The sequence below is a fragment of the Mycolicibacterium tokaiense genome (assembly GCF_010725885.1).
GTDB lineage: Bacteria > Actinomycetota > Actinomycetes > Mycobacteriales > Mycobacteriaceae > Mycobacterium > Mycobacterium tokaiense.
The window spans coordinates 819,405-838,343 of the sequence record NZ_AP022600.1 but is presented as its reverse complement, the minus strand read 5'-3'; the positions used below and the strand labels follow the sequence as shown (position 1 = coordinate 838,343).

Below are 18,939 nucleotides of genomic sequence, written 5' to 3'. Positions count from 1 at the left end.
GGAGGGGCCGGATGCAGACCATCGGCGAACGGGTGCGGCAGCTGCGACTGGATCGCACCCCGTTTGTCCACGCCACCGTGGTGCGGGCGCAGCAGCCCACCTCCGCCCACGCCGGCGACGAGGCAATCCTGTTGGCCGACGGCACGATCGAGGGTTTTGTCGGCGGACAATGTGCCCAGACCTCGGTGCGCAGGGCCGCCCTCGGTGCGCTGCAGGCCGGCGAGAGTGTGCTGTTGCGGGTGCTGCCCGACGGGGACCTCCACTTTCCGGAGGCGCCCGGTGCGTGTGTGGTGGTGAACCCGTGCCTGTCCGGTGGGGCGCTGGAGATCTTCCTGGTGCCCGAGGTGCCACCGCCGCTGGTGCACATCTGCGGCACCACGCCCATCGCCGACGCCCTGGCGCACCTGTGCACCACCCTGGGGTACGACGTGACGCGCGACGATCACCCCGGTGATCTGGCCGGCGTCAGCGCGGTGGTGATCGCCAGCCACGGCGGCGCGGAGGCAGGCCAGATCAGGGCCGCACTGGATGCCGGCGTCGGGTACATCGGGTTGGTGGCCAGCCGCGTCCGGGGCTCCTCGGTGTTGTCCGGACTCGACCTCGACGACGCCGAACGCGCGCGCATCCACACCCCCGTCGGTCTCGACATCGGGGCCAGAACCCCGTCCGAGATCGCGGTCTCGATCATCGCCGAGGTGATCCGCGGCATCAGGGTCGACGGTCTGGCACCCGCCGGGGGCGGGGTCACGCCTGCGGCGGAGGCGGTGGACCCGGTGTGCGGGATGACCGTGACCGCCGGGCCCGGCACGCTGGTTCTGCACCTCGACGGAGTGTCCTACTGGTTCTGCGGCGCCGGCTGCCGGGACGCCTACGCCGCCCGGCCAGAGCCCCGATGACGGCCTTCAGCGACGTCGCCGACGTGGTGCGCCGGTTCGACGCCCACGATCACCTGATCGACGAGGGCACCGCAACCGCCTTCTTCCTCGCGGTCTTGATGGGACGGCCGCTGCTGCTCGAGGGCGAGCCCGGCGTCGGTAAGACCTCTGCGGCCAAAACCCTTGCCGCCATCCTGGGTTCACCGCTGATCAGGCTGCAGTGTTATGAGGGTCTGACAGCCGCCGAAGCGCTCTATGACTGGAACTATCAGCGTCAGCTGCTGTCCATCCGGCTGGCCGAGGCGCAGGGTGCGGCGATTAGTGAGGCCGATCTCTACACCGAGGCCTATCTGGTGGACCGTCCGATCCTGCAGTGTGTCCGCTATGCCGGCGAGGCACGCCCGGTGCTGTTGATCGACGAGATCGACCGTGCTGACGATGAATTCGAGGCACTGCTGCTGGAGTTCCTGGGTGAGTCCACCCTGACCGTTCCCGAACTGGGCACCCTGACCGCACGTCGGCCGCCGATCGCGGTGCTGACCTCCAACCGCAGCCGCGACCTGCACGACGCGCTGCGGCGGCGCTGTCTCTACCACTGGATCGACTACCCGGACCCGATGCGGGCCGCGGAGATCGTGCGCCGGACCGTCACCGGGGCCAGCGCGGCGCTCATCACACACGCCACCCAGTTCGTCGGCGCAGCCCGCGATCTCGACCTCGACAAAGCACCCGGGGTGGCCGAGACCATCGACTGGGTGGCTGCCCTGGCCGCGCTGGGTGTCGCCGACCTGGCGCCGGCCGGCGCCGCTACGGCGCTGATGAGCCTGGGTGCGCTGGCCAAGACACCCGATGACCGCGATGCGTTGGAAACCGCGTTTGCGCAGTACTGCCCGCAGTGAAGACAGCAGTTGACCCCGAGAGGATCCGGACACCATGAAGATCGCCAACGAGTTCACCGTCAGCGCCCCGATCGACAAGGCCTGGGATGTGCTCAACGACCTCGAGCAGGTGATCCCGCTGATGCCGGGCGCGCAGATGACCGGTCGCGAGGGCGACGACGTGCTGGGCAAGGTGAAGATCAAGGTGGGCCCCGTGACCAGCGAGTTCAACGGCAAGGTGCACTTCGTCGAACAGGACACCGGGACCTACCGTGCGGTGATCGACGCCAAGGGCAAGGAAGCCCGCGGCACCGGTAACGCGGCCGCCACCGTGACCGCCCAGCTGCACCAGACCGGTGACGTCACCCGCGTCGTCGTGGACACCGACCTCAAGATCGTCGGCAAGCTGGCCCAGTTCGGCAGCGGTATGCTGCAACAGGTTTCGGAGAAACTGCTGGGGCAGTTCGTCGATTCGCTGGAGGCCAAGCTGGCCGCAGACAAGGCGCCCGAACCCGGTCCCAGCCCCGTCGTCGGCGACGTCGCCGCTGCGGAGCCGGCGCCGAGCGCACCGCGGCCCACCGTCGTACCCCCCGCCCAGGAGCCGGCACCCATCGACCTGATCGAACTCGCGGGTGGGACGGCGCTGAAGAAGTACCTGCCCGCTGCCGTCGCGGTCGTGGTGCTGCTGATCGCGGTGGCCGTGGCGCGGCGGGTGTCCCGCCGGGGCTGATGGCCACGCCGCTGGTACTGCGCGGGGTGGACCGGGCGGCGTTCGCCGTCGCGCTGGTGGCCCGGCTGCGCACTGCGGGTGTCGCGGTGCCGCCCAGTGGCCCGGCATCGTTGGTGCAGGCGCTGGCGTTGCTGCAGCCAGTTGTCTTGAGCGAGTTGTACTGGACGGCGCGCGTGACACTCTGCAGCCGGGCCGATGACCTTCCGGTATTCGACGACGTGTTTGCCGCGGTCTTCGGTGACGCCGTGCTGGGATTGGATCCATCGAGCCTCACATCATCTCTACTGCAACGGGTATCGGCAGCGGAATCGATGGAGGGTGCGGACGGTGGTGCCGGCCCTGACGGCGGGCTGCCGTGGTCGACGCGGCCCGCGGCGGTGCGGGCCGGGGCGTCGGCCGACACCGAGCGCCTGGTCCTCGACGTCCTGCCCAGCCGTCTCGCCGCCCGTGCCGACGAACCGTTCGACCAGTTCGACGCCGCCGACCTGCAGCTCATCGGCACGTGGCTGGAACGCGCCGGCGCCACCTGGCCGCGTCGGCGCAGCCTGCGTCACACCTCGAGTCCGCACGGCAGGCGCGTGGACCTGCGTCGCACGCTGCGCGCGTCCCGCGGCACCGGGTGGGAGCCGCTGCGATTGGCGTTGTCCCGCCGTATGCTCCGGCCGCGGCGCATCGTATTGATCTGCGACGTCAGCAGATCCATGCAGCCGTACGTCGGGGTCTACCTGCACCTGATGCGTTCGGCGGCGATCCATGCCACGGTGCTGCGGCCGGAGGTGTTCGCCTGTGCCACCTCGCTGCGCAGGCTGACACCGGTGCTGGCCCACCGCAGCGCCGAGGTGGCGCTGGCGCGCGCCAACGACGCCGTCGAGGACCGCTACTCCGGCACCCACCTGGGCGCGGGGCTGGCGGCGCTGCTGAGCGGTGTGCACGGAGCGGCGGTGCGGGGTGCGGTGGTGGTGATCGCCTCCGACGGGTGGGATTCGGACCCGCCGGAGGTGCTCGAGCACGCGATGGCCCGGTTGTCGCGCCGGGCGCACACCGTGGTCTGGCTCAACCCGAGGGCGGCCGCTTCGGGGTACGTGCCGCTGGTGCGGCCCATGGCGGCAGCCCTGCCGTACTGCGATGTCTTCCTCCCGGCCAACTCGTTGGTGGGGCTGCGTGAACTGGTCAAGGTGCTGTCCGCTTAACATCGGTCAGCATGACCAACAGCCCTCGTGCGCGAATCGACTTTCCCTCTCGGATCGGTGTCTGGTGGGCGTCGGACACCTGGCCCATCACCGCGGCGCAGGAGGTGGCCCGGGACATCGAACAGCTCGGCTACGGGTCGCTGTTCATCCCCGAGGTGACCGGCAAGGAGTGCCTCACCCAGTCGGCGGCGCTGCTGGCGGCCACGCAGCGGCTGGTGATCGGCACGGGCATCGCCAACATCCACGTCCGCATCGCCACGGCCGCGGAGTCGGGGGCCCGCACGCTCTCGGCGCTCTATCCGGGCCGCTTCGTGCTGGGCCTGGGTGTCAGCCACGCGCCGCTGGTGGAGCACGGCATGGGCGGCACCTACGCCAAGCCGCTGGCGACCATGCGTGGCTATCTGGAGCGGATGGCTGCTCTGCCCGAGGCGATCGAGCCCGGTGCGGGGCGCCCGGTCCGGCTGCTGGCGGCTCTGGGTCCCAAGATGATCGAGCTGTCCGGCGAACTGGCCGACGGCGCCCATCCCTATCTGGTGCTTCCGGAACAGACGGCAACCACACGCTCCATCCTGGGCCCGGACAAGTGGATCGTCTCCGAGCAGGCGGTGGTGGTGGGCGGCAGCGAGGAGCAGCAACTGCGGTACGCCCACGGGCACCTCAACGTCTACAGCGGACTGCCCAACTACCGGAATTCCTGGCTGCGACAGGGCTTCGACGAGTCCGATCTGGTGCACGGCGGATCCGACCGGCTGGCCCGCGCGGTCGTCGGGATGGGTTCGGTGGACGAGGCCGCGGCTGCGGTGACCGCGCATCTGGACGCCGGCGCCGACCACGTCGTCATCCAGGTCCTGGGGGAGAGCCCGACCGACGATCCGCGGGAGGCGCTCAAGCAGCTCGCCGAGGTGCTGCCGCTCTAGCCGGCGCCGGGAGATCTAGCGTCGGAAGGCGTCGCGGTGGCGCGCCGCCCAGTCGCGAAAGGCGATGGGCGCCCGGCCGGTGATCTCACCGACCGCCGGTGTGACGACGGCGTCCTCGTTCACCTCGAATGCCCATTGACCCATGAGCAGATCGAGGTATGCCGGCGGCAGCATCTGCCCGTAGAGTGCCCGGGCTCGAGCCTCGGACAGGACGTCGATCTCGATTGCCATGCCGATGGCCTCGCTGATCAGGCCCACCTGAGTCCGCATGGTCAACGATTCGGGCCCGGTGAGGACGATTCTGTCCCCGTCGAGCTGTGAGGTGGTCAGTGCGCGTACCGCCACGGCGGCGATGTCCTCATCGGCTATGGGCGCCTGATGGGACTCAGGGAATGGCAGCCCGACCACGCGGCGCTGCCGAATCTGGTTGGCCCAGAAGCGGATCGCGTTACGGGCGAATGCGCCCGGGCGCAGACACACGGTGGTGAAGCCACCGTCGATGACCGCGTTCTCCACCGCGAGGTGGCGCTGCTTGTTGTATTCGACGAAGGGCTCGTCACGCGTGGTGTCGATCGTCGACAGCACGACGACCTTGGCGACGCCCGCGTGCTTTATCTCCTCGACCAGCGCGGGGAGAGAATCCGGCTGCGCGAAGCTGTAGAGGAAGACTGCCTCGACACCCTCGAGGGCGGGTCGCATCGTGTGCGGTTGGTCGAGGTCGCCGGGCACCATGTCCAGCTGGGGCCAGCGTCGGGACTCGGGCCGGCGGCACGTCGCGCGCACCTGGATCCCGGTGTCGCGGAGTTGTTCGATGATGCTGGAGCCCACGCCTCCGGTGGCTCCGGTGATGAGTACTCGTGTGGTCATGTTCGGCTCCCTCGGTCGTTCTCGACTGTAGGAACCCTCAACCATCAGCACCAATCATCTTTTAAAATGTGCGACATTCATCGGGTGAATCTTTCCGGGGTGGATCTCAACCTGCTCGTCGTGCTGCAGGCACTGCTGGAGGAGCGCAGTGCGACCAGGGCTGCTGCACGCCTTCATCTCACCCAGCCCGCGGTGTCGAATGCGCTGGCGCGTCTGCGGGTTCTGTTGGGTGATCCGCTCTTTGTCCGCGCCGGGCGGGGTCTCAGTCCGACTCCCGCCGCGCTCGCCGTGCAACCGCGCCTGGAGGCGGCGCTTCGGCTGCTCGAGGAAGTGGTGCAGGATCTCGACGACTTCGACATGTCGACGACCACCCGGGAGTGGGTCATCGCCTTCGCTGATCTGTACGGTCCCCTCGTGCTGCCCGAGCTCGACCGGCGATTGCAGCAGCAGGCTCCGCGGTCGAGTGTTCAGGTGGTGTCGGTGGACCGGATGAGTGAGGCGGACGTGCTCGCCACGGGTGAAGTCGACTTCTATATGGGCATTCCCAGCACCACGCCGCCGGGGTGGCGTTCCGAACCGGCGTTCAGCGAGGACACCGTCGGCGTGATCGCCGCCCACCACCCTGACGCCGGCAGAACCATGACACTCGACCGGTTCGTCGAGCTGCCCCACGCGCACGTCCGCATCAGTCCGCGGCGAGGTCGCGAGGTCGACGATGCGCTGGCGAGGCTCGGCCGCCGCCGCCGTATCCGTCTGACAGTGCCGCACTACAGTTCGCTGTTCCCCGTCGTCGAGAACGGTCACTGCATTGCCGTCGCCCCGCGGCGCGTGGCCCGGCACTACGCGCGCCACTCAGCGCTCACGCTCTTCGAGTTACCGCTGGAGTTGCCGAGCTTCGATGTGCGGCTGTTCTGGCACACCCGGGTGGACGCTGATCCGGGTATCAGTGCCGTGCGGAGAATCCTCCGCGAGATCGTCCAGGCCGACGCATGAACCCCGACAACCGTCAGGGCTGCTCGGGGGCCGGTGTTTCCTTTGACCGGCCCCGGGAGCGCTTCACCACCTCGAGGGCGATCGGGATGATCGAGACCAACACGATCGCGATGAAGATCATGTCGACGTTGTCACGGATGACGGCGATCTGTCCCAGCAGATACCCGAGCAGGGTCAGGCCCGCGCCCCAGACGATGCCGCCCAGGACGTTCCACTTGATGAAGGTGGAGTACTTCATGTTGGCCGCACCCGCCACCAGTGGGGCATAGGTCCGCACGATCGGCACGAAGCGGGCCAAGAAGATCATCGCCGGACCGTGACGCTCGAAAAAGTCGTGAGCCTCGTCGATGTAGCTCTTCTTGAACAGCTTGGCGTCCTCTTTGAAAAGCCGCTCACCACCGTTTTTGCCGATCCAGTAGCCCACCTGGTCACCGAGCACCGCGGCGATCGGGATGGTCAGCATCAGCACCCACAGCGGGGCGAACGCCGGCACCTCTTCGGAACCGCCCGCCGCCACCAGGCCGGCGGTGAACAGCAGCGAGTCGCCGGGGAGCAGGGGAAACAGCAGACCCGACTCGATGAACACCACCAGCAGCAGGCCCGCCAGCGTCCAGGTGCCGAATGAGTTCAGCAGCGTCACCGGTTCCAGAAAGCCTGGTAGAAGGGCTAAATGGGTCACGGTTTCGGCGGAGGCCAGGGCGGTCACGGCGACAAGACTACCGCCGGGGGCTGTCAGTCCGGTCGATGAGCCGGCGAGGGACGAGCCGGGGAGGGAGGGCCGGACTGCGAAGGTCTTGACCCGGTCCGCGCTGCTGCCCGGGAACACTTCTTGACATACTGGCCCAGGAGTAACTTCGCCGACCAGCACGCACGAGGAGTCCGCCCATGCCGATCGCCACGCCCGAGGTCTACGCCGAGATGCTGAGCCGCGCGAAGGAGAACTCCTACGCGTTCCCGGCCATCAACTGCACGTCGTCGGAGACCGTCAACGCCGCCCTCAAGGGCTTCGCCGACGCGGGTAGCGACGGCATCATCCAGTTCTCCACCGGTGGCGCCGAGTTCGGTTCCGGCCTGGGCGTCAAGGACATGGTGACCGGCGCGGTGGCGCTGGCCGAGTTCGCCCACGTGGTCGCGGCCAAGTACCCGATCACGGTGGCGCTCCACACCGACCACTGCCCCAAGGACAAGCTGGACACCTACGTGCGCCCGCTGCTCGCGATCTCCGCCGAGCGCGTCGCCAAGGGCGAGAACCCGCTGTTCCAGTCGCACATGTGGGACGGCTCGGCGGTGCCGATCGACGAGAACCTCGAGATCGCCAAGGAGCTGCTGAAGCTCTCGGCCGAGGCCAAGATCATCCTGGAGATCGAGATCGGCGTGGTCGGCGGTGAAGAGGACGGCGTCGAGGCCGAGATCAACGACAAGCTCTACACCACGCCCGAGGACTTCGAGAAGACCATCGACGCCCTGGGCGTCGGCGAGCACGGCAAGTACCTGCTGGCGGCGACGTTCGGCAACGTGCACGGTGTCTACAAGCCCGGCAATGTCAAGCTGCGCCCCGACGTGCTGGACCAGGGCCAGAAGGTGGCCGTGGCGAAGCTGGGGCTGGCCGAGGGCTCCAAGCCGTTCGACTTCGTGTTCCACGGTGGCTCCGGTTCGCTGAAGTCCGAGATCGAGGACTCGCTGAAGTTCGGTGTGGTGAAGATGAACGTGGACACCGACACCCAGTACGCCTTCACCCGCCCGTTGGCCGCGCACATGTTCACCAATTACGACGGTGTGCTCAAGATCGACGGCGAGGTGGGCAACAAGAAGGTCTACGACCCGCGCAGCTACCTGAAGAAGGCCGAAGCGGCGATGAGCGAGCGCGTCGTCGAGGCCTGCAACGACCTGCACAGCGCCGGCAAGAGCGTCACGGCCTAGAGGGATTTCGGCGCGCTGGTAATCGCTGAGCGGTTACCAGCGCGCCGAAATCGCAGGAGTTACTGGGGGGCCTGGCAGATCTTCCAGGTGTTGTCGCGGAACTCCAGGTCGAAGCTGCGCGTCGAGCGGGTGGCCGGGTCGAACGCCATGAACGAGGTGACGTTGGCTTCGGCGTGATCGCCGTTGACCACCACCTGATCGACGCTGGCGACCACCGGGTACTGCTTGGCGGCCGACACCTTGGCATGGGTGTCCTGCCACTGCCGGTCGTCGTACTTGATGTAGCTGTCGGCGGTCGCGCCGCAGGTCACGCTGCGCAGTTTCGCCAGATCGCCGTTCTGGATCGCGGTGTCGAAGCTCTGGATGGTCTCGCGGACCTGGTCCTCCTGCGAGGCGGCCGAGTCCTCGCCCCGGGTCAGCAGCACCGTGGTGAGGATGGCGACGGCGGCCAGCGCGGCGATCACCAGGACCACGGCGATGACCCAGCCCCAGCTGCGCTTGCGGCCCGGGACCTTGGGTGCGTCGGTGCGCGGCGGGATGGTCTGCGGCCCGGCCGGGCGGGGCCCCGCCCCGGGTCCGGCGAACGCCGGATCGACCTGGGGGGCGAAGACCTCGGTCGCCGGCTCGTCGGCGGTCCGGCCGATGATCTGGGTGGATCCGGCGTCCATGCCCGAGGGGGCGGTGTAGCGCCGCTCGCCCGGAGTGATGGCCGGCTCGGTCTGCTGGTTGGCCTGGTCAGGGGCAGCGAACACCTCGGTGGCTGGGTCGTCGTGCGTGCGGCCGGCCTCGGTGTCGGCCTCGGCGTCGGTCCTGGAGGGTTCCTGGTCCGGCCCTGAGGGGTCTGACATGGATCTGCGGTCCTCCCGTGCTGCCTGCATGACTGTGGTTCGAGACTAGTGCCACCGGCGCATGCCCTCTGCCACCCGCACGGCACAATAGTCGCCATGACGCGCATGGGTGATCTTCTGGGTCCCGAACCGGTGTTCCTGCCCGCTGACATCGAGGCCGAAGGCGATCTGGCCGCCGGGGAGAACCCGGCGATCGTGGCCGCGGCGCATCCGTCGGCGTCGGTGGCCTGGGCGGCGCTGGCCGAGGCGGCCCTGGACGAGGACAAGGCCATCACGGCGTACGCGTACGCCCGCACCGGCTATCACCGCGGTCTCGACCAGCTGCGCCGCAATGGCTGGAAGGGTTTCGGGCCGGTGCCGTTCTCGCACGAGCCGAATCGGGGTTTCCTGCGGTGTGTGGCCGCGCTGGCGCGGGCGGCCGAAGCGATCGGCGAGACGCCCGAGTACGCCCGCTGCCTCGACCTGCTCGACGACTGCGATCCGGCGGCACGTGGGCAGCTCGGCCTGGGATAGCACGGTCGACGAGCCCGTGGGGGCAACCCAGCGGAGCGAGGGGGAGAGAGGGCCGGGCTCGAGTATCTAGTGGCTGTGGGATCCGCTGTCGGGTTCCGGTGGGCCCGAGCAGTCGTCGGTGCAGCCCGGCGGCTCCACCTGGACGGTGGCGTGGGCCAGGCCGCGGGCGGCCAGTACCGCCCGGGCATCACCCAGGACGCGCGCTGAATCATCGGTGCTGGTCAGGTGCGCGGTGGCCATGTCCTTGCCCGGCACCAGGGTCCACACGTGCAGGTCGTGCACCTCGGTGACCCCGGGGACGTCGCGCAGGGCCCGCCGCAACTCGTCGACGTCGATGTGGGTGGGGGAGCTCTCCGAGAGGATGCGCAGGGCTGCGCGGGCCAGGGCCACCGCCCGGGGGAGCACCCACAGGGCGACGAACACGGCCACCACCACATCGGCATAGGGCCAGCCGGTGGTGACGGTGACGATGCCTGCGATGAGCACCCCGATGCTGCCCACGGTGTCGGCCACCACCTCCATGTAGGCGCCCTTGACGGCCAGGCTCTTCTCGGAGTCGCCGCGCAGCAGGAGCACCACCACGACATTGGCGATCAGCCCGGCCAGTGCCACCACGATCAGCGGGACGCCCGGCACCTCGGGCGCACCGCCCAGCCGTTCGAACGCTTCGTAGAGGATGAAGGCCGCAACGCCCATCAGCAGCACGGCGTTGGCCACGGCGGTGAACACCTCGGCGCGGTGCCAGCCGTAGGTTCGTGCCGGCGACGCCGAACCTCGGCGCGCCAGGAGCACCGCGGTGAGCCCCATGAACATCGCCACCAGATCGGTCAGCATGTGGCCGGCGTCCGCCAGCAGGGCGATCGAGTTGATCATCAGCGCCGTGACCAGCTCGATGACGAAGAAGGTGGTGAGAATCCCGGCGGCGATGAGCATGCGGCTCACCCGCGTGTCGCCGCCGTGGCTGTGATCGTGACCGGCACCCATGCCCAGCAATATATGCGCATTTCCGCATATGTCGCAAGGCGCCAGTTACCAGCCTGTTGCGCGGCCCGCTTACATACATTCAGAAATGTATCCTGGAGAAGTGATCCGACAGACGACGCGGCGGCGCAGCCAGGAGGAGCGCAGCGCGGAGACGCGGACCCGTCTGCTCGACGCCACCATCGAATGCCTGCTGCGCTACGGCTACGCCGGCACCACCACGCCGCGGGTCGCCGAACTGGCCGGTGTCACCCGCGGGGCGCAGGTGCACCACTTCGGGTCGAAGGACGACCTGATGCTGGCCGCGCTGCAGCACCTGACGGCCAAGCGGATCTCGGCCGAGGTGGCCCGCTTCTCGCTGGACTTCGCCGGCGGCGGCGATCTGATCGACGCGATCCTGGAGCTGCTCTGGGACATTCACAGCGCGCCCATCTTCATCCCGATCGTGGAGCTGTGGGTGGCCGGCCGCACCGATTCCGCCCTGGGGCAGGAGGTGGCGAAGTTCGAGTCGGTGGCCAACACCACGCTGATCTCGGTCATCGCCGAGTTCGCGCCCGAGGGCATTCACCGGTCGATGGCCGACTTCGTCTACACCGCGATGGACGCGCTGCGTGGAATCCTGATCTCGAGCTTCGTCGACGCCGACCCCACCCGCGCCCGGCGGCGCTGGGACCGTGCCAGCGCGAACCTGCGGCGCATCGTGGACCCCGAGGTCGCCGAGTGGGCGCTGGCCCAGAGCGCCAACTGAGCCGTCGAGTAGACGCACTTACATACAGCGCTGTATGTTATTTGCAGCTTCGGGCGGTGCGCCGGGGTGGCATCGGGTAGGGCGGCACGGTAGAGGGGGTCGTGCGAGCCCGACGAGGGGTCTGATGCGGCCCTGGCGCACCACCGGAGCCGCTACAGCCAGGCCGACCAGAACCGGGTCAGCTGACCACCGACGGACGACAGGTACGCCGGCACCCCGGACAACTCGTAGAGCCAGTAGACGCCGCCGAAGAACCACTGATTGAGCTGCGGAGCGATCAGCAGGAGCAGCAGGATGATGAAGCCCCACGGTTTGAACCGGTCCAGCGCACGCTGGGTGTCGTAGCTCAGGTGCGGCTCCAGTGCTCCGTAGCCGTCCAGCCCCGGGATCGGTAACAGGTTGAGCAGCAACGCCGTCACCTGCAGGAAGCCCAGGAACGCCACACCGGCCCAGAACACCCCGTGTGCGGCGTCGTAGAACAGTCGGGCGCAGGTCAGCAGCAGCACCGCCAGCACCAGGTTGGCCAACGGCCCGGCCAGGCTGACCACGGTGCGCTGACGTGGGGTCATCCCCGCGGTCTGGACGTAGACGGCCCCGCCCGGCAGGCCGATCCCGCCGAGCGCGATGAACAGCAGCGGCAGGCCCAGCGACAGCAGGGGGCTCGAGTACTTCAGCGGATTGAGGGTCAGGTAGCCGCGCACTGCGACGTCGTGGTCGCCGTAGCGCCAGGCGGTGTATGCGTGCCCGAATTCGTGCAGGCACAGCGACAACACCCAGCCTGCGATGACGAACACGAAGACCCCGGCGTAGGCCAGCACGGTGACCGATTCGGCGGCAAGCCAGGCCAGCACCCCGCCGAGAACCGTCAACGCGACGATCACGAGGAACACCGGGCTGGGCCGGACCGACTGCCCCAGGGGACGAAGACTCACGTTTCGACGTTACCGGCGGCTCACACCGTGACCCTCAACCAGCCTTCGATGTGCCGGTAGAACGTCGAGCGGCGCACCGGTCGGGGGGCCGCCACGCCGTCACGCACCACCACCGCAGCCGGCGTACCCAGCTGGGCCGCGCGGCCGCTGACCCAAGGCCCCGAGCGCCAGCCGGAGCCCAGCACCCGCGCCCGCAACCCGGGCATGGTGTGAGTGGGCTCCACCGCCACGCCCGCCACCGCACCGTCGAAGAGCACGGTGTCATCGACGATGCCCTCCCCTTCCAGGAGTCGGCCATCGGGCGCCGGACGCCACAGGGCGCGTCGTACCAACACCGTTCCGGTTTCGTCACGGATCAGCGGAACACGTTGTGCCCCAGCGCGTAACGCGCGCCGCGCACCGCGGGATCCCGGCAGGTGCGCCACCTCCACCTCCAGGCGGTCGGCCCGCAACAGCCGCGTCAGCACCGTCGCCAGATCGGCCTCGGTGCCCAGCACCACCGCCCGCGACACTCCGTCGGTGGCCGCATCCACGTCGGCCGGTTCGGTGATGTCCGCACGTGGAATCGCGGCCAGCGCACGGGGTACCGGGCGCCCTCCGAAACGCAGCACCGTGGTCAAAGACACTCCCGTCGAAATGCGCAGGCAAATGTTCGGATAAGGTAGCTCACCGGCTGGAACACAATACGCAGGAGAAACGCCATGCCGGCAATCGTCCTGATCGGCGCCCAGTGGGGCGACGAGGGCAAAGGAAAGGCCACCGATCTACTCGGTGGCCGGGTGCAGTGGGTCGTGCGCTATCAAGGCGGGAACAACGCCGGGCACACGGTGGTACTGCCGACGGGGGAGAACTTCGCCCTGCACCTCATCCCCTCGGGGATCTTGACACCGGGGGTCACCAACGTCATCGGCAACGGTGTCGTCGTCGACCCCGGTGTGCTGCTCACGGAGCTCTCGGGCCTCGACGAGCGCAAGGTCGACACCTCGCGGCTGTTGATCTCGGCCGACGCGCATCTGCTGATGCCCTACCACGTGGCCATCGACAAGGTGACCGAGCGGTACATGGGCAGCAAGAAGATCGGTACCACCGGCCGTGGCATCGGTCCCTGCTACCAGGACAAGATCGCCCGCATCGGCATCCGGGTCGCCGACGTCCTCGACGAAGCGCTGCTGGCGCAGAAGATCGAGGCCGCCCTGGAGCTGAAGAACCAGATCCTGGTCAAGATCTACAACCGCAAGGCCCTCAACCCTGACGAGGTGGTGCACCAGCTGCTCACCGAGGCGGAAGGGTTCAAGCACCGCATCGCCGACAGCAGGTTGCTGCTCAACCAGGCCCTGGAAAACGGCGAGACGGTGCTGCTGGAGGGCTCCCAGGGCACCCTGCTCGACGTCGACCACGGCACCTATCCGTTTGTCACGTCATCCAACCCGACCTCGGGTGGTGCGGCCGTCGGGTCCGGCATCGGCCCCACCCGGATCACCACGGTGCTGGGCATTCTGAAGGCGTACACCACCCGGGTGGGCTCGGGCCCGTTCCCGACCGAACTGTTCGACCAGTACGGCCAGTACCTGGCCAAGACCGGCGGCGAAGTGGGTGTCACCACCGGCCGGCCCCGGCGCTGCGGCTGGTTCGACGCCGTGATCGCCCGCTACGCCACCCGCGTCAACGGCATCACCGACTACTTCCTGACCAAGCTGGACGTGTTGTCGTCCCTGGAGACGGTGCCCATCTGTGTGGGCTACGCGATAGACGGCAAGCGCACCGACGAGATGCCGATGACCCAGAGCGACATCGCGCGCGCCGAGCCGATCTACGAAGAGATGCCCGGCTGGTGGGAGGACATCTCCGGAGCCCGCGAGTTCGACGATCTGCCTGCCAAGGCCCGTGACTACGTGCTGCGCCTGGAAGAGCTTGCCGGAGCCCATGTTTCATGCATCGGCGTGGGACCGGGGCGCGACCAGACGATCGTGCGCCGCGACATCCTGGCTTCGTGACCGACCCCGACTACGACCGCCACGGCGGGTTCCCGATCTTCGAACCCGCCCAGCCCGGTCCCGGGTTCGGCCGCTTCGTGGCGTCGATGCGACGGCTGCAGGACCTCGCGGTGTCCGCCGACCCCGACAGTGCGACGTGGGACGACGCCGCTGATCGCGTCGAGGCGCTGGTGGAACAGCTGGCCCCCTTCGAGGCCGCCGAGGGCGTGGGCCCGGCCAACCGGGTCGTCGAACTGCCCGGCGGCGGCAGCCTGTTGATGCCGCCGTTTCGGCTCAGCAGCTTCGAGCCCGAGGGTGTCGAGTTGACCGTGCAGTTCAGCCGTTTCCACGTGGGCGGTAACCACGCCGTCCACGGTGGGGTGCTGCCGCTGCTGTTCGATTCGGTGTTCGGCATGGTGATCCACGCCGCGGGCCGGCCGATCAGCCGCACCGCCTTCCTGCACGTCGACTACCGCAAGGTCACGCCCATCGACACCACGCTGACCGCGCGCGGCTGGATCCGGGAGACCGACGGCCGCAAGGCGTTCGTCAACGCCGAGTTGCGCGACCCCGACGGCAATGTGCTCGCCGAGGCCAACGGGTTGATGGTGCGTCTGCTCGCCGGCCAGCCCTGACGGGTCGGCGCCGAGACTGCAGGCAGTGCGGCGTTTTGCCCTGAAATACCGCACCCCGTGCAGTTCGGCGGCACCATGATCACGTGACCACCGAACGTCCCGAGCGCGATGTGCGCCGGCTGTCCACCCCACGCGCGGCTGGCCTGGCCGGCGTGTTGTTCGCCGTGCTGTTCGGCGTCGCGATCGCGCTGATCCACACCGCACTTCCCGAAGGCGCCCAGCCGGGCGCGCAGTGGGTGGAGGGTTCGGAGGGCAAGGTGCGCGCGGCGGCGGTGCTGATGCCGTTCGCCGGCATCTGCTTCCTGTGGTTCATCGGAGTGGTGCGCGACGGATTGGGCAGGTTCGAGGACAAGTTCTTCGCCTCGGTCTTCCTGGGCAGTGGGCTGCTGTTCCTCGCGATGATCTTCGTGTCGTCTGCGGTGGGGGTGGCGCTGGTGGCCAGCCGCAGCGCCGACTACGGAGCCGATGTGCACGTGTTCGGTCAGGCACTGCTGATCGCGCTGTCGAAGACCTACGCCCTGCGAATGGCAGCGGTGTTCATGATGTCGCTGGCCACCATCTGGCTCAAGACCGGCCTGGTGTCGCGGGGGCTGGTGATCTTCACCTACGTGGTGGCGCTGACGCTGTTGGTGGCCAGTGACGTGACGGTGTGGCTGACGCTGGCGTTCCCGGTCTGGGTGCTGATCGTCAGCGTGCTCGCGCTGAGCAAGGCCGGGCTGATCGACCTGCACCGCGACGGCGACTGACCCGTCGGGCGGTAATTCCGCTGTCGGCGAGCGACTTTGGGCCCGATCTGCTATGGGTCGTCGCCGGGGTCGATGATCCGTTCCGGGTGGTGGAGGTTGTTGGTGCGGGATTGCCCGCAGTCGAGGTGTGGGGGCGGTATCCACTCGGTGACGCCGTCTGTGGGGCGGTTCCTTGTGGTCCAGCCGGCGGTCTCCACCATGCGATTGTTCGGTCCGCACGCCAACGTCAGGTCCTCGATGTCGGTGCGCCCGCCGTCCTTCCAGTCTTGGTTGGCGTGATGCACCTGGGAGCGGTAGGCACTCGCGCTGCAGCCGGGCATGGTGCAGCCGCGGTGTTTGGCCAGCAGCATCAGGCGCTGGGCCAGGGTCGCGGTGCGGCGGGCCCGGCCCAGGTGCAGGGGCAGGCCCTTGCCGTCGAACAGCGCCAGCCAGGGCCTCGAGTGCGCAGCGAACTTGAGCACGTCGGCGATGGGCAGCCTCGTGCCGCCGGCGGTCAGCCCGTGGCCGGTGCCTTTCTCCAGATCGGTGAGGCTGGCGGTGATGACGACGGTGGCGGGCAGGCCGTTGATGGTGCCGGTCGCCGTGGTGAGCATGCGCTGGCACAACGCCAGTAGCGCGTCGTGGTTCCGTTTGCCGGCCGTGCGGGTGTCGTTGCGTATCTGCTCTTCGGTGGGCTCACCGTCGAGGCAGGGTTGCTCGTCAGCCGGGTTGCACATCCCCGGGGCGGCGTTGCGCTCCAGCAGCGGCTCCAGGGTGGCCCACGCCTCCGGAGTCAACAAGCCTTCGAAGGGCCGCATCCCGTCGGGGCGCTGCTTGCCGACCCGGATGTAGGCCAGGGCCTGGCGGTCCTCATCGGAGAGTTCCCCGTCCTGGTTCAGCAGATAGAGCATGTGCGCTGCGGCTGTCCGGAACGCTTCGGGGCCGAGTTCGCAGGCATGCTGGGCCAGTTGTTCTTCGGCGTTGGCCCGGGTCTGGAAGTCCACGAAGCCGGGCAGCTCACGGAAGAACCACCGGACATGCTTGATGTGCTCGGCGCCGATCAACCCCTGCGCCTGACCGCGCGCGAACGTGGGCATGGAGGGTGCCATCGGTTCACCGGTGATCGAGGTCCGCGGCCCGAACAGCGCCGCCTCATCCAACCGGCGGCGCGCCTCCGAGCTGGAAATCCGCAACCGCTGCGACAGCACTGCCGCGTAATTCTTGGCGCCCAGGGAGATCGGTGCGCTCTGGGAGGTGATCCGCTGATACACCCGATGATCGAACACCGGCTGGGCGCGGTGCACGGCTTCACGACGCTGCTGCACATTCAACAACTCGGCATCGGAGAACGCGTCGATCGACAACCGATTCATCTGCGCGGTCAGCTCTTCGATCTGCGCCAGGGCAGCCAGCATCGCCTCGCGATCGGCGACAGCGGAGGAACCCATGCCTCGAACATACGGGCGAGCACCGACATTTAGATTGAGTGAGTGCTCGCGGACAGCCAGGCTACCGACTGGAACCTTCTGGGATTCCTGATTTCTGAGTGGCTGTCGCGGCACAACCTGCGCGATTCTGGTGTCCCTGTTCGGGAACTTGGAGCCGACTGATGGTTGGACTCCTGCTTATGGAATGTCTGGGCTATGCCAGCCTCGATCGCAGGTTAACCACCCACTTGATCGAAAGGACATGGCATGGAACTGATCCTAGGCATTGATGTCGCCTGCAGGGCTGCTCATCAAGCGTCCCTGGCGCGCCCTGACGGGACCTTCGTCTGGACAGGTCGGCGATTCTTCACTCGCCCCGATGAACTCGAAGCTCTGGACCGCTTGCGGACTAAAGAAGCGCGACACCGTACGCATCATCATGGAACCCACCCGCAACGCCTGGGCGCCGTTGGCATCGTGGTTCCGCCACCGAGGTGCACGAGTGTCCATGGTTCCCACGACGCAATCTGCCGATCTACGAGCCTATTACTCCAAACACGCCAAAAACGACCACCTCGACTCCAAAATGCTGGCCCGGCTGCCACTCCTGCACCCCGAAGGATTGCGCGATCACACCGGCGGCGGCCCGGCTGAGCCACTGCGCCGGATCGTCAAAATCCGATCATCCATCGTCAAACGCCGCACCGCGGTCTTTCAACGCCTCGATGCCCAACTGGAGTTGCTCGGCCCGGCCTGGTACGACGCCTTGAGTGCCCGATTCGGCAAGACCGCCCTAGAACTGCTGGCCCGCTACGCCGATCCCAACACAGTGATCCGCCTCGGACATGCACGGCTGACCCGATTCCTGATCCGCCACTCCCGCGGCGCCTGGCGTGAAACCTACGCCACCGCGATCCTCGCTGCAGCTCGGGAATCGTTGCAGCTGTGGGGCTCTGGCGACGACGCGCGCATCGATTTCGCCGAGTTGGCCGCCGATATCGCCGTAGAAGCCGAACAAGCCCTTGCGTTGACCGAACAAATCGACGACCTCGATGAACGAGCCGCCAACCTCTACGCCGAAGCCGACCCCAACGGCATCATCGCCTCCGCGCCCGGCGTCGGTCCGATCATTGGCGCCGTCATCGCCGGCCGTCTCGGGGACCCCCACCGATTCCACTCGTTAGCTGCCATCCGCGCCTACTCCGGGCTGATTCCCAAGCTCAACCAGTCCGGGCAAACCCATCAACAGACCGGATTGACCAAGGCCGGCGATCCGCTGCTGCGGGAAGCGCTCTTCGCCGCCGCCGATCATGCCCGCAAGACCGATCCCCAGTTGGCCGCCAAGTACAAACGGCTCATGCAAACCGAGCGTCATCATGACTCAGCGCTCTGCCACATCGCCACCATACTGCTGACCCGTATCGCCACCTGCCTCCGCACAGGTCAGCCCTACAAAATGCGGGATATCGACGGCCGACCCATCCACGCTGACGAAGGCCGAAAATTGGTCACCGCCCACCACCGCGTCGACCAGAAGATTCGAGTCAAGGCCGCCGACACCCGCCGCACACAGCGACTCAAAGGAAGGACGGGCCGGGGACAACAGGAGTCGCCAAGCGCTCCAATCCACCGGCCCGTCAACCACAGTCTAGAAGCCGCCTCATGACTTGACATCGCTTAGGAACTCAAAATTCGCGTGATGTTACGCCCGATACTCAAGTGACACAGGGGTTTTCGCACCTCGTCGACACTGCACTCACCGCGAGCGCCACTCGCACTTCTTCGCG

Annotated in this window: 20 protein-coding genes; 13 read left to right on the top strand and 7 right to left on the bottom strand. The window is 67.9% G+C overall.

Annotation, left to right across the window (positions count from 1 at the left end):
* Positions 1-11: 11 nt before the first annotated feature.
* From G6N58_RS04010 to G6N58_RS03990, 5 genes are read left to right on the top strand one after another with little or no spacing between them, the layout of a single operon-like run.
* On the top strand, positions 12-896 hold the full coding sequence (locus G6N58_RS04010; protein WP_115279630.1) for an XdhC family protein: 885 nt from the start codon (positions 12-14) through the stop codon (positions 894-896).
* The gene (locus G6N58_RS04005; protein ID WP_115279631.1) at positions 893-1,774 is read left to right on the top strand and encodes an AAA family ATPase; all 882 of its coding nucleotides are present in this window, start codon (positions 893-895) and stop codon (positions 1,772-1,774) included. Before G6N58_RS04010 ends, G6N58_RS04005 begins: the two co-directional genes overlap by 4 nt.
* Positions 1,775-1,808: 34 nt before the next feature.
* Positions 1,809-2,483: an SRPBCC family protein gene (locus G6N58_RS04000; protein WP_115279632.1), complete on the top strand. Its 675-nt coding sequence runs from the start codon at positions 1,809-1,811 to the stop codon at positions 2,481-2,483.
* Complete coding sequence (locus tag G6N58_RS03995) at positions 2,483-3,673, top strand: vWA domain-containing protein (protein ID WP_115279633.1); 1,191 nt, start codon at positions 2,483-2,485, stop codon at positions 3,671-3,673. The genes G6N58_RS04000 and G6N58_RS03995 overlap by 1 nt, the downstream gene beginning before the upstream one ends.
* An 11-nt stretch (positions 3,674-3,684) precedes the next feature.
* Positions 3,685-4,590 carry an LLM class F420-dependent oxidoreductase gene (locus tag G6N58_RS03990; RefSeq protein WP_115279634.1) on the top strand — a complete coding sequence of 302 codons (906 nt, stop codon included), beginning with the start codon at positions 3,685-3,687 and terminating at the stop codon, positions 4,588-4,590.
* A gap of 15 nt (positions 4,591-4,605) precedes the next feature.
* Here the strand turns inward: G6N58_RS03990 and G6N58_RS03985 are convergent, their stop codons facing one another.
* Positions 4,606-5,457 carry an SDR family oxidoreductase gene (locus tag G6N58_RS03985; RefSeq protein ID WP_115279635.1) on the bottom strand — a complete coding sequence of 284 codons (852 nt, stop codon included), beginning with the start codon at positions 5,455-5,457 and terminating at the stop codon, positions 4,606-4,608.
* 84 nt (positions 5,458-5,541) lie between these two features.
* Here G6N58_RS03985 and G6N58_RS03980 point away from each other — a divergent pair, with 84 nt between their 5' ends.
* Complete coding sequence (locus tag G6N58_RS03980) at positions 5,542-6,450, top strand: LysR family transcriptional regulator (protein ID WP_115279636.1); 909 nt, start codon at positions 5,542-5,544, stop codon at positions 6,448-6,450.
* Between the two features lie 13 nt (positions 6,451-6,463).
* Here G6N58_RS03980 and G6N58_RS03975 read toward each other — a convergent pair whose 3' ends face one another.
* Positions 6,464-7,156: a VTT domain-containing protein gene (locus G6N58_RS03975; RefSeq protein ID WP_232067724.1), complete on the bottom strand. Its 693-nt coding sequence runs from the start codon at positions 7,154-7,156 to the stop codon at positions 6,464-6,466.
* 179 nt (positions 7,157-7,335) lie between these two features.
* On the opposite strand from G6N58_RS03975, the gene fbaA reads away from it, so the two are divergent.
* Complete coding sequence (fbaA, locus tag G6N58_RS03970; RefSeq protein ID WP_068918672.1) at positions 7,336-8,370, top strand: class II fructose-bisphosphate aldolase; 1,035 nt, start codon at positions 7,336-7,338, stop codon at positions 8,368-8,370.
* Positions 8,371-8,429: 59 nt separating this feature from the next.
* On the opposite strand, the gene G6N58_RS03965 is transcribed toward fbaA, so the two are convergent.
* Positions 8,430-9,218, bottom strand: coding sequence for an Rv0361 family membrane protein (locus tag G6N58_RS03965; protein ID WP_179968210.1), 789 nt, complete (start codon positions 9,216-9,218; stop codon positions 8,430-8,432).
* A 96-nt stretch (positions 9,219-9,314) separates the two neighbouring features.
* On the opposite strand from G6N58_RS03965, the gene G6N58_RS03960 reads away from it, so the two are divergent.
* Positions 9,315-9,731 carry a DUF3151 domain-containing protein gene (locus G6N58_RS03960; protein WP_068918670.1) on the top strand — a complete coding sequence of 139 codons (417 nt, stop codon included), beginning with the start codon at positions 9,315-9,317 and terminating at the stop codon, positions 9,729-9,731.
* 66 nt (positions 9,732-9,797) lie between these two features.
* Here the strand turns inward: G6N58_RS03960 and G6N58_RS03955 are convergent, their stop codons facing one another.
* Positions 9,798-10,715, bottom strand: coding sequence for a cation diffusion facilitator family transporter (locus G6N58_RS03955; RefSeq protein ID WP_068918669.1), 918 nt, complete (start codon positions 10,713-10,715; stop codon positions 9,798-9,800).
* Between the two features lie 100 nt (positions 10,716-10,815).
* On the opposite strand from G6N58_RS03955, the gene G6N58_RS03950 reads away from it, so the two are divergent.
* Entirely contained in the window at positions 10,816-11,460 is a 645-nt protein-coding gene (locus tag G6N58_RS03950; RefSeq protein ID WP_232067723.1) for a TetR/AcrR family transcriptional regulator, read from the top strand.
* A gap of 152 nt (positions 11,461-11,612) precedes the next feature.
* Here the strand turns inward: G6N58_RS03950 and G6N58_RS03945 are convergent, their stop codons facing one another.
* Both G6N58_RS03945 and G6N58_RS03940 read right to left on the bottom strand, forming a co-directional pair.
* Positions 11,613-12,392, bottom strand: coding sequence for a site-2 protease family protein (locus G6N58_RS03945; RefSeq protein ID WP_115279637.1), 780 nt, complete (start codon positions 12,390-12,392; stop codon positions 11,613-11,615).
* A 20-nt stretch (positions 12,393-12,412) separates the two neighbouring features.
* Positions 12,413-13,018: a peptidase M50 gene (locus tag G6N58_RS03940; protein WP_172545012.1), complete on the bottom strand. Its 606-nt coding sequence runs from the start codon at positions 13,016-13,018 to the stop codon at positions 12,413-12,415.
* A gap of 75 nt (positions 13,019-13,093) precedes the next feature.
* On the opposite strand from G6N58_RS03940, the gene G6N58_RS03935 reads away from it, so the two are divergent.
* The 3 genes from G6N58_RS03935 to G6N58_RS03925 all read left to right on the top strand — a co-directional run bounded on the left by G6N58_RS03935 (position 13,094) and on the right by G6N58_RS03925 (position 15,746).
* Positions 13,094-14,386, top strand: coding sequence for an adenylosuccinate synthase (locus G6N58_RS03935; RefSeq protein ID WP_115279639.1), 1,293 nt, complete (start codon positions 13,094-13,096; stop codon positions 14,384-14,386).
* On the top strand, positions 14,383-15,000 hold the full coding sequence (locus tag G6N58_RS03930; RefSeq protein ID WP_068918664.1) for a PaaI family thioesterase: 618 nt from the start codon (positions 14,383-14,385) through the stop codon (positions 14,998-15,000). Before G6N58_RS03935 ends, G6N58_RS03930 begins: the two co-directional genes overlap by 4 nt.
* Before the next feature lie 83 nt (positions 15,001-15,083).
* A complete protein-coding gene (locus G6N58_RS03925; protein WP_232067722.1) occupies positions 15,084-15,746 on the top strand; it encodes a hypothetical protein in 663 nt (220 codons plus the stop codon).
* Positions 15,747-15,796: 50 nt separating this feature from the next.
* Here G6N58_RS03925 and G6N58_RS03920 read toward each other — a convergent pair whose 3' ends face one another.
* Positions 15,797-17,173, bottom strand: coding sequence for an HNH endonuclease signature motif containing protein (locus G6N58_RS03920; RefSeq protein WP_115279640.1), 1,377 nt, complete (start codon positions 17,171-17,173; stop codon positions 15,797-15,799).
* Between the two features lie 358 nt (positions 17,174-17,531).
* Here G6N58_RS03920 and G6N58_RS03915 point away from each other — a divergent pair, with 358 nt between their 5' ends.
* Positions 17,532-18,818 carry an IS110 family RNA-guided transposase gene (locus G6N58_RS03915; RefSeq protein WP_163907886.1) on the top strand — a complete coding sequence of 429 codons (1,287 nt, stop codon included), beginning with the start codon at positions 17,532-17,534 and terminating at the stop codon, positions 18,816-18,818.
* Positions 18,819-18,939: the final 121 nt, after the last annotated feature.

What these genes read in the sequence shown, in the direction of transcription:
- G6N58_RS04010 (WP_115279630.1), top strand. Translation starts at nt 12, where the DNA reads ATGCAGACCATCGGCGAACGGGTGCGGCAGCTGCGACTGGATCGCACC.
- G6N58_RS04005 (WP_115279631.1), top strand. Translation starts at nt 893, where the DNA reads ATGACGGCCTTCAGCGACGTCGCCGACGTGGTGCGCCGGTTCGACGCC.
- G6N58_RS04000 (WP_115279632.1), top strand. Translation starts at nt 1,809, where the DNA reads ATGAAGATCGCCAACGAGTTCACCGTCAGCGCCCCGATCGACAAGGCC.
- G6N58_RS03995 (WP_115279633.1), top strand. Translation starts at nt 2,483, where the DNA reads ATGGCCACGCCGCTGGTACTGCGCGGGGTGGACCGGGCGGCGTTCGCC.
- G6N58_RS03990 (WP_115279634.1), top strand. Translation starts at nt 3,685, where the DNA reads ATGACCAACAGCCCTCGTGCGCGAATCGACTTTCCCTCTCGGATCGGT.
- G6N58_RS03985 (WP_115279635.1), bottom strand. Translation starts at nt 5,457, where the DNA reads ATGACCACACGAGTACTCATCACCGGAGCCACCGGAGGCGTGGGCTCC.
- fbaA (WP_068918672.1), top strand. Translation starts at nt 7,336, where the DNA reads ATGCCGATCGCCACGCCCGAGGTCTACGCCGAGATGCTGAGCCGCGCG.
- G6N58_RS03965 (WP_179968210.1), bottom strand. Translation starts at nt 9,218, where the DNA reads ATGTCAGACCCCTCAGGGCCGGACCAGGAACCCTCCAGGACCGACGCC.
- G6N58_RS03960 (WP_068918670.1), top strand. Translation starts at nt 9,315, where the DNA reads ATGACGCGCATGGGTGATCTTCTGGGTCCCGAACCGGTGTTCCTGCCC.
- G6N58_RS03955 (WP_068918669.1), bottom strand. Translation starts at nt 10,715, where the DNA reads ATGGGTGCCGGTCACGATCACAGCCACGGCGGCGACACGCGGGTGAGC.
- G6N58_RS03935 (WP_115279639.1), top strand. Translation starts at nt 13,094, where the DNA reads ATGCCGGCAATCGTCCTGATCGGCGCCCAGTGGGGCGACGAGGGCAAA.
- G6N58_RS03920 (WP_115279640.1), bottom strand. Translation starts at nt 17,173, where the DNA reads ATGGGTTCCTCCGCTGTCGCCGATCGCGAGGCGATGCTGGCTGCCCTG.
- G6N58_RS03915 (WP_163907886.1), top strand. Translation starts at nt 17,532, where the DNA reads ATGAACTCGAAGCTCTGGACCGCTTGCGGACTAAAGAAGCGCGACACC.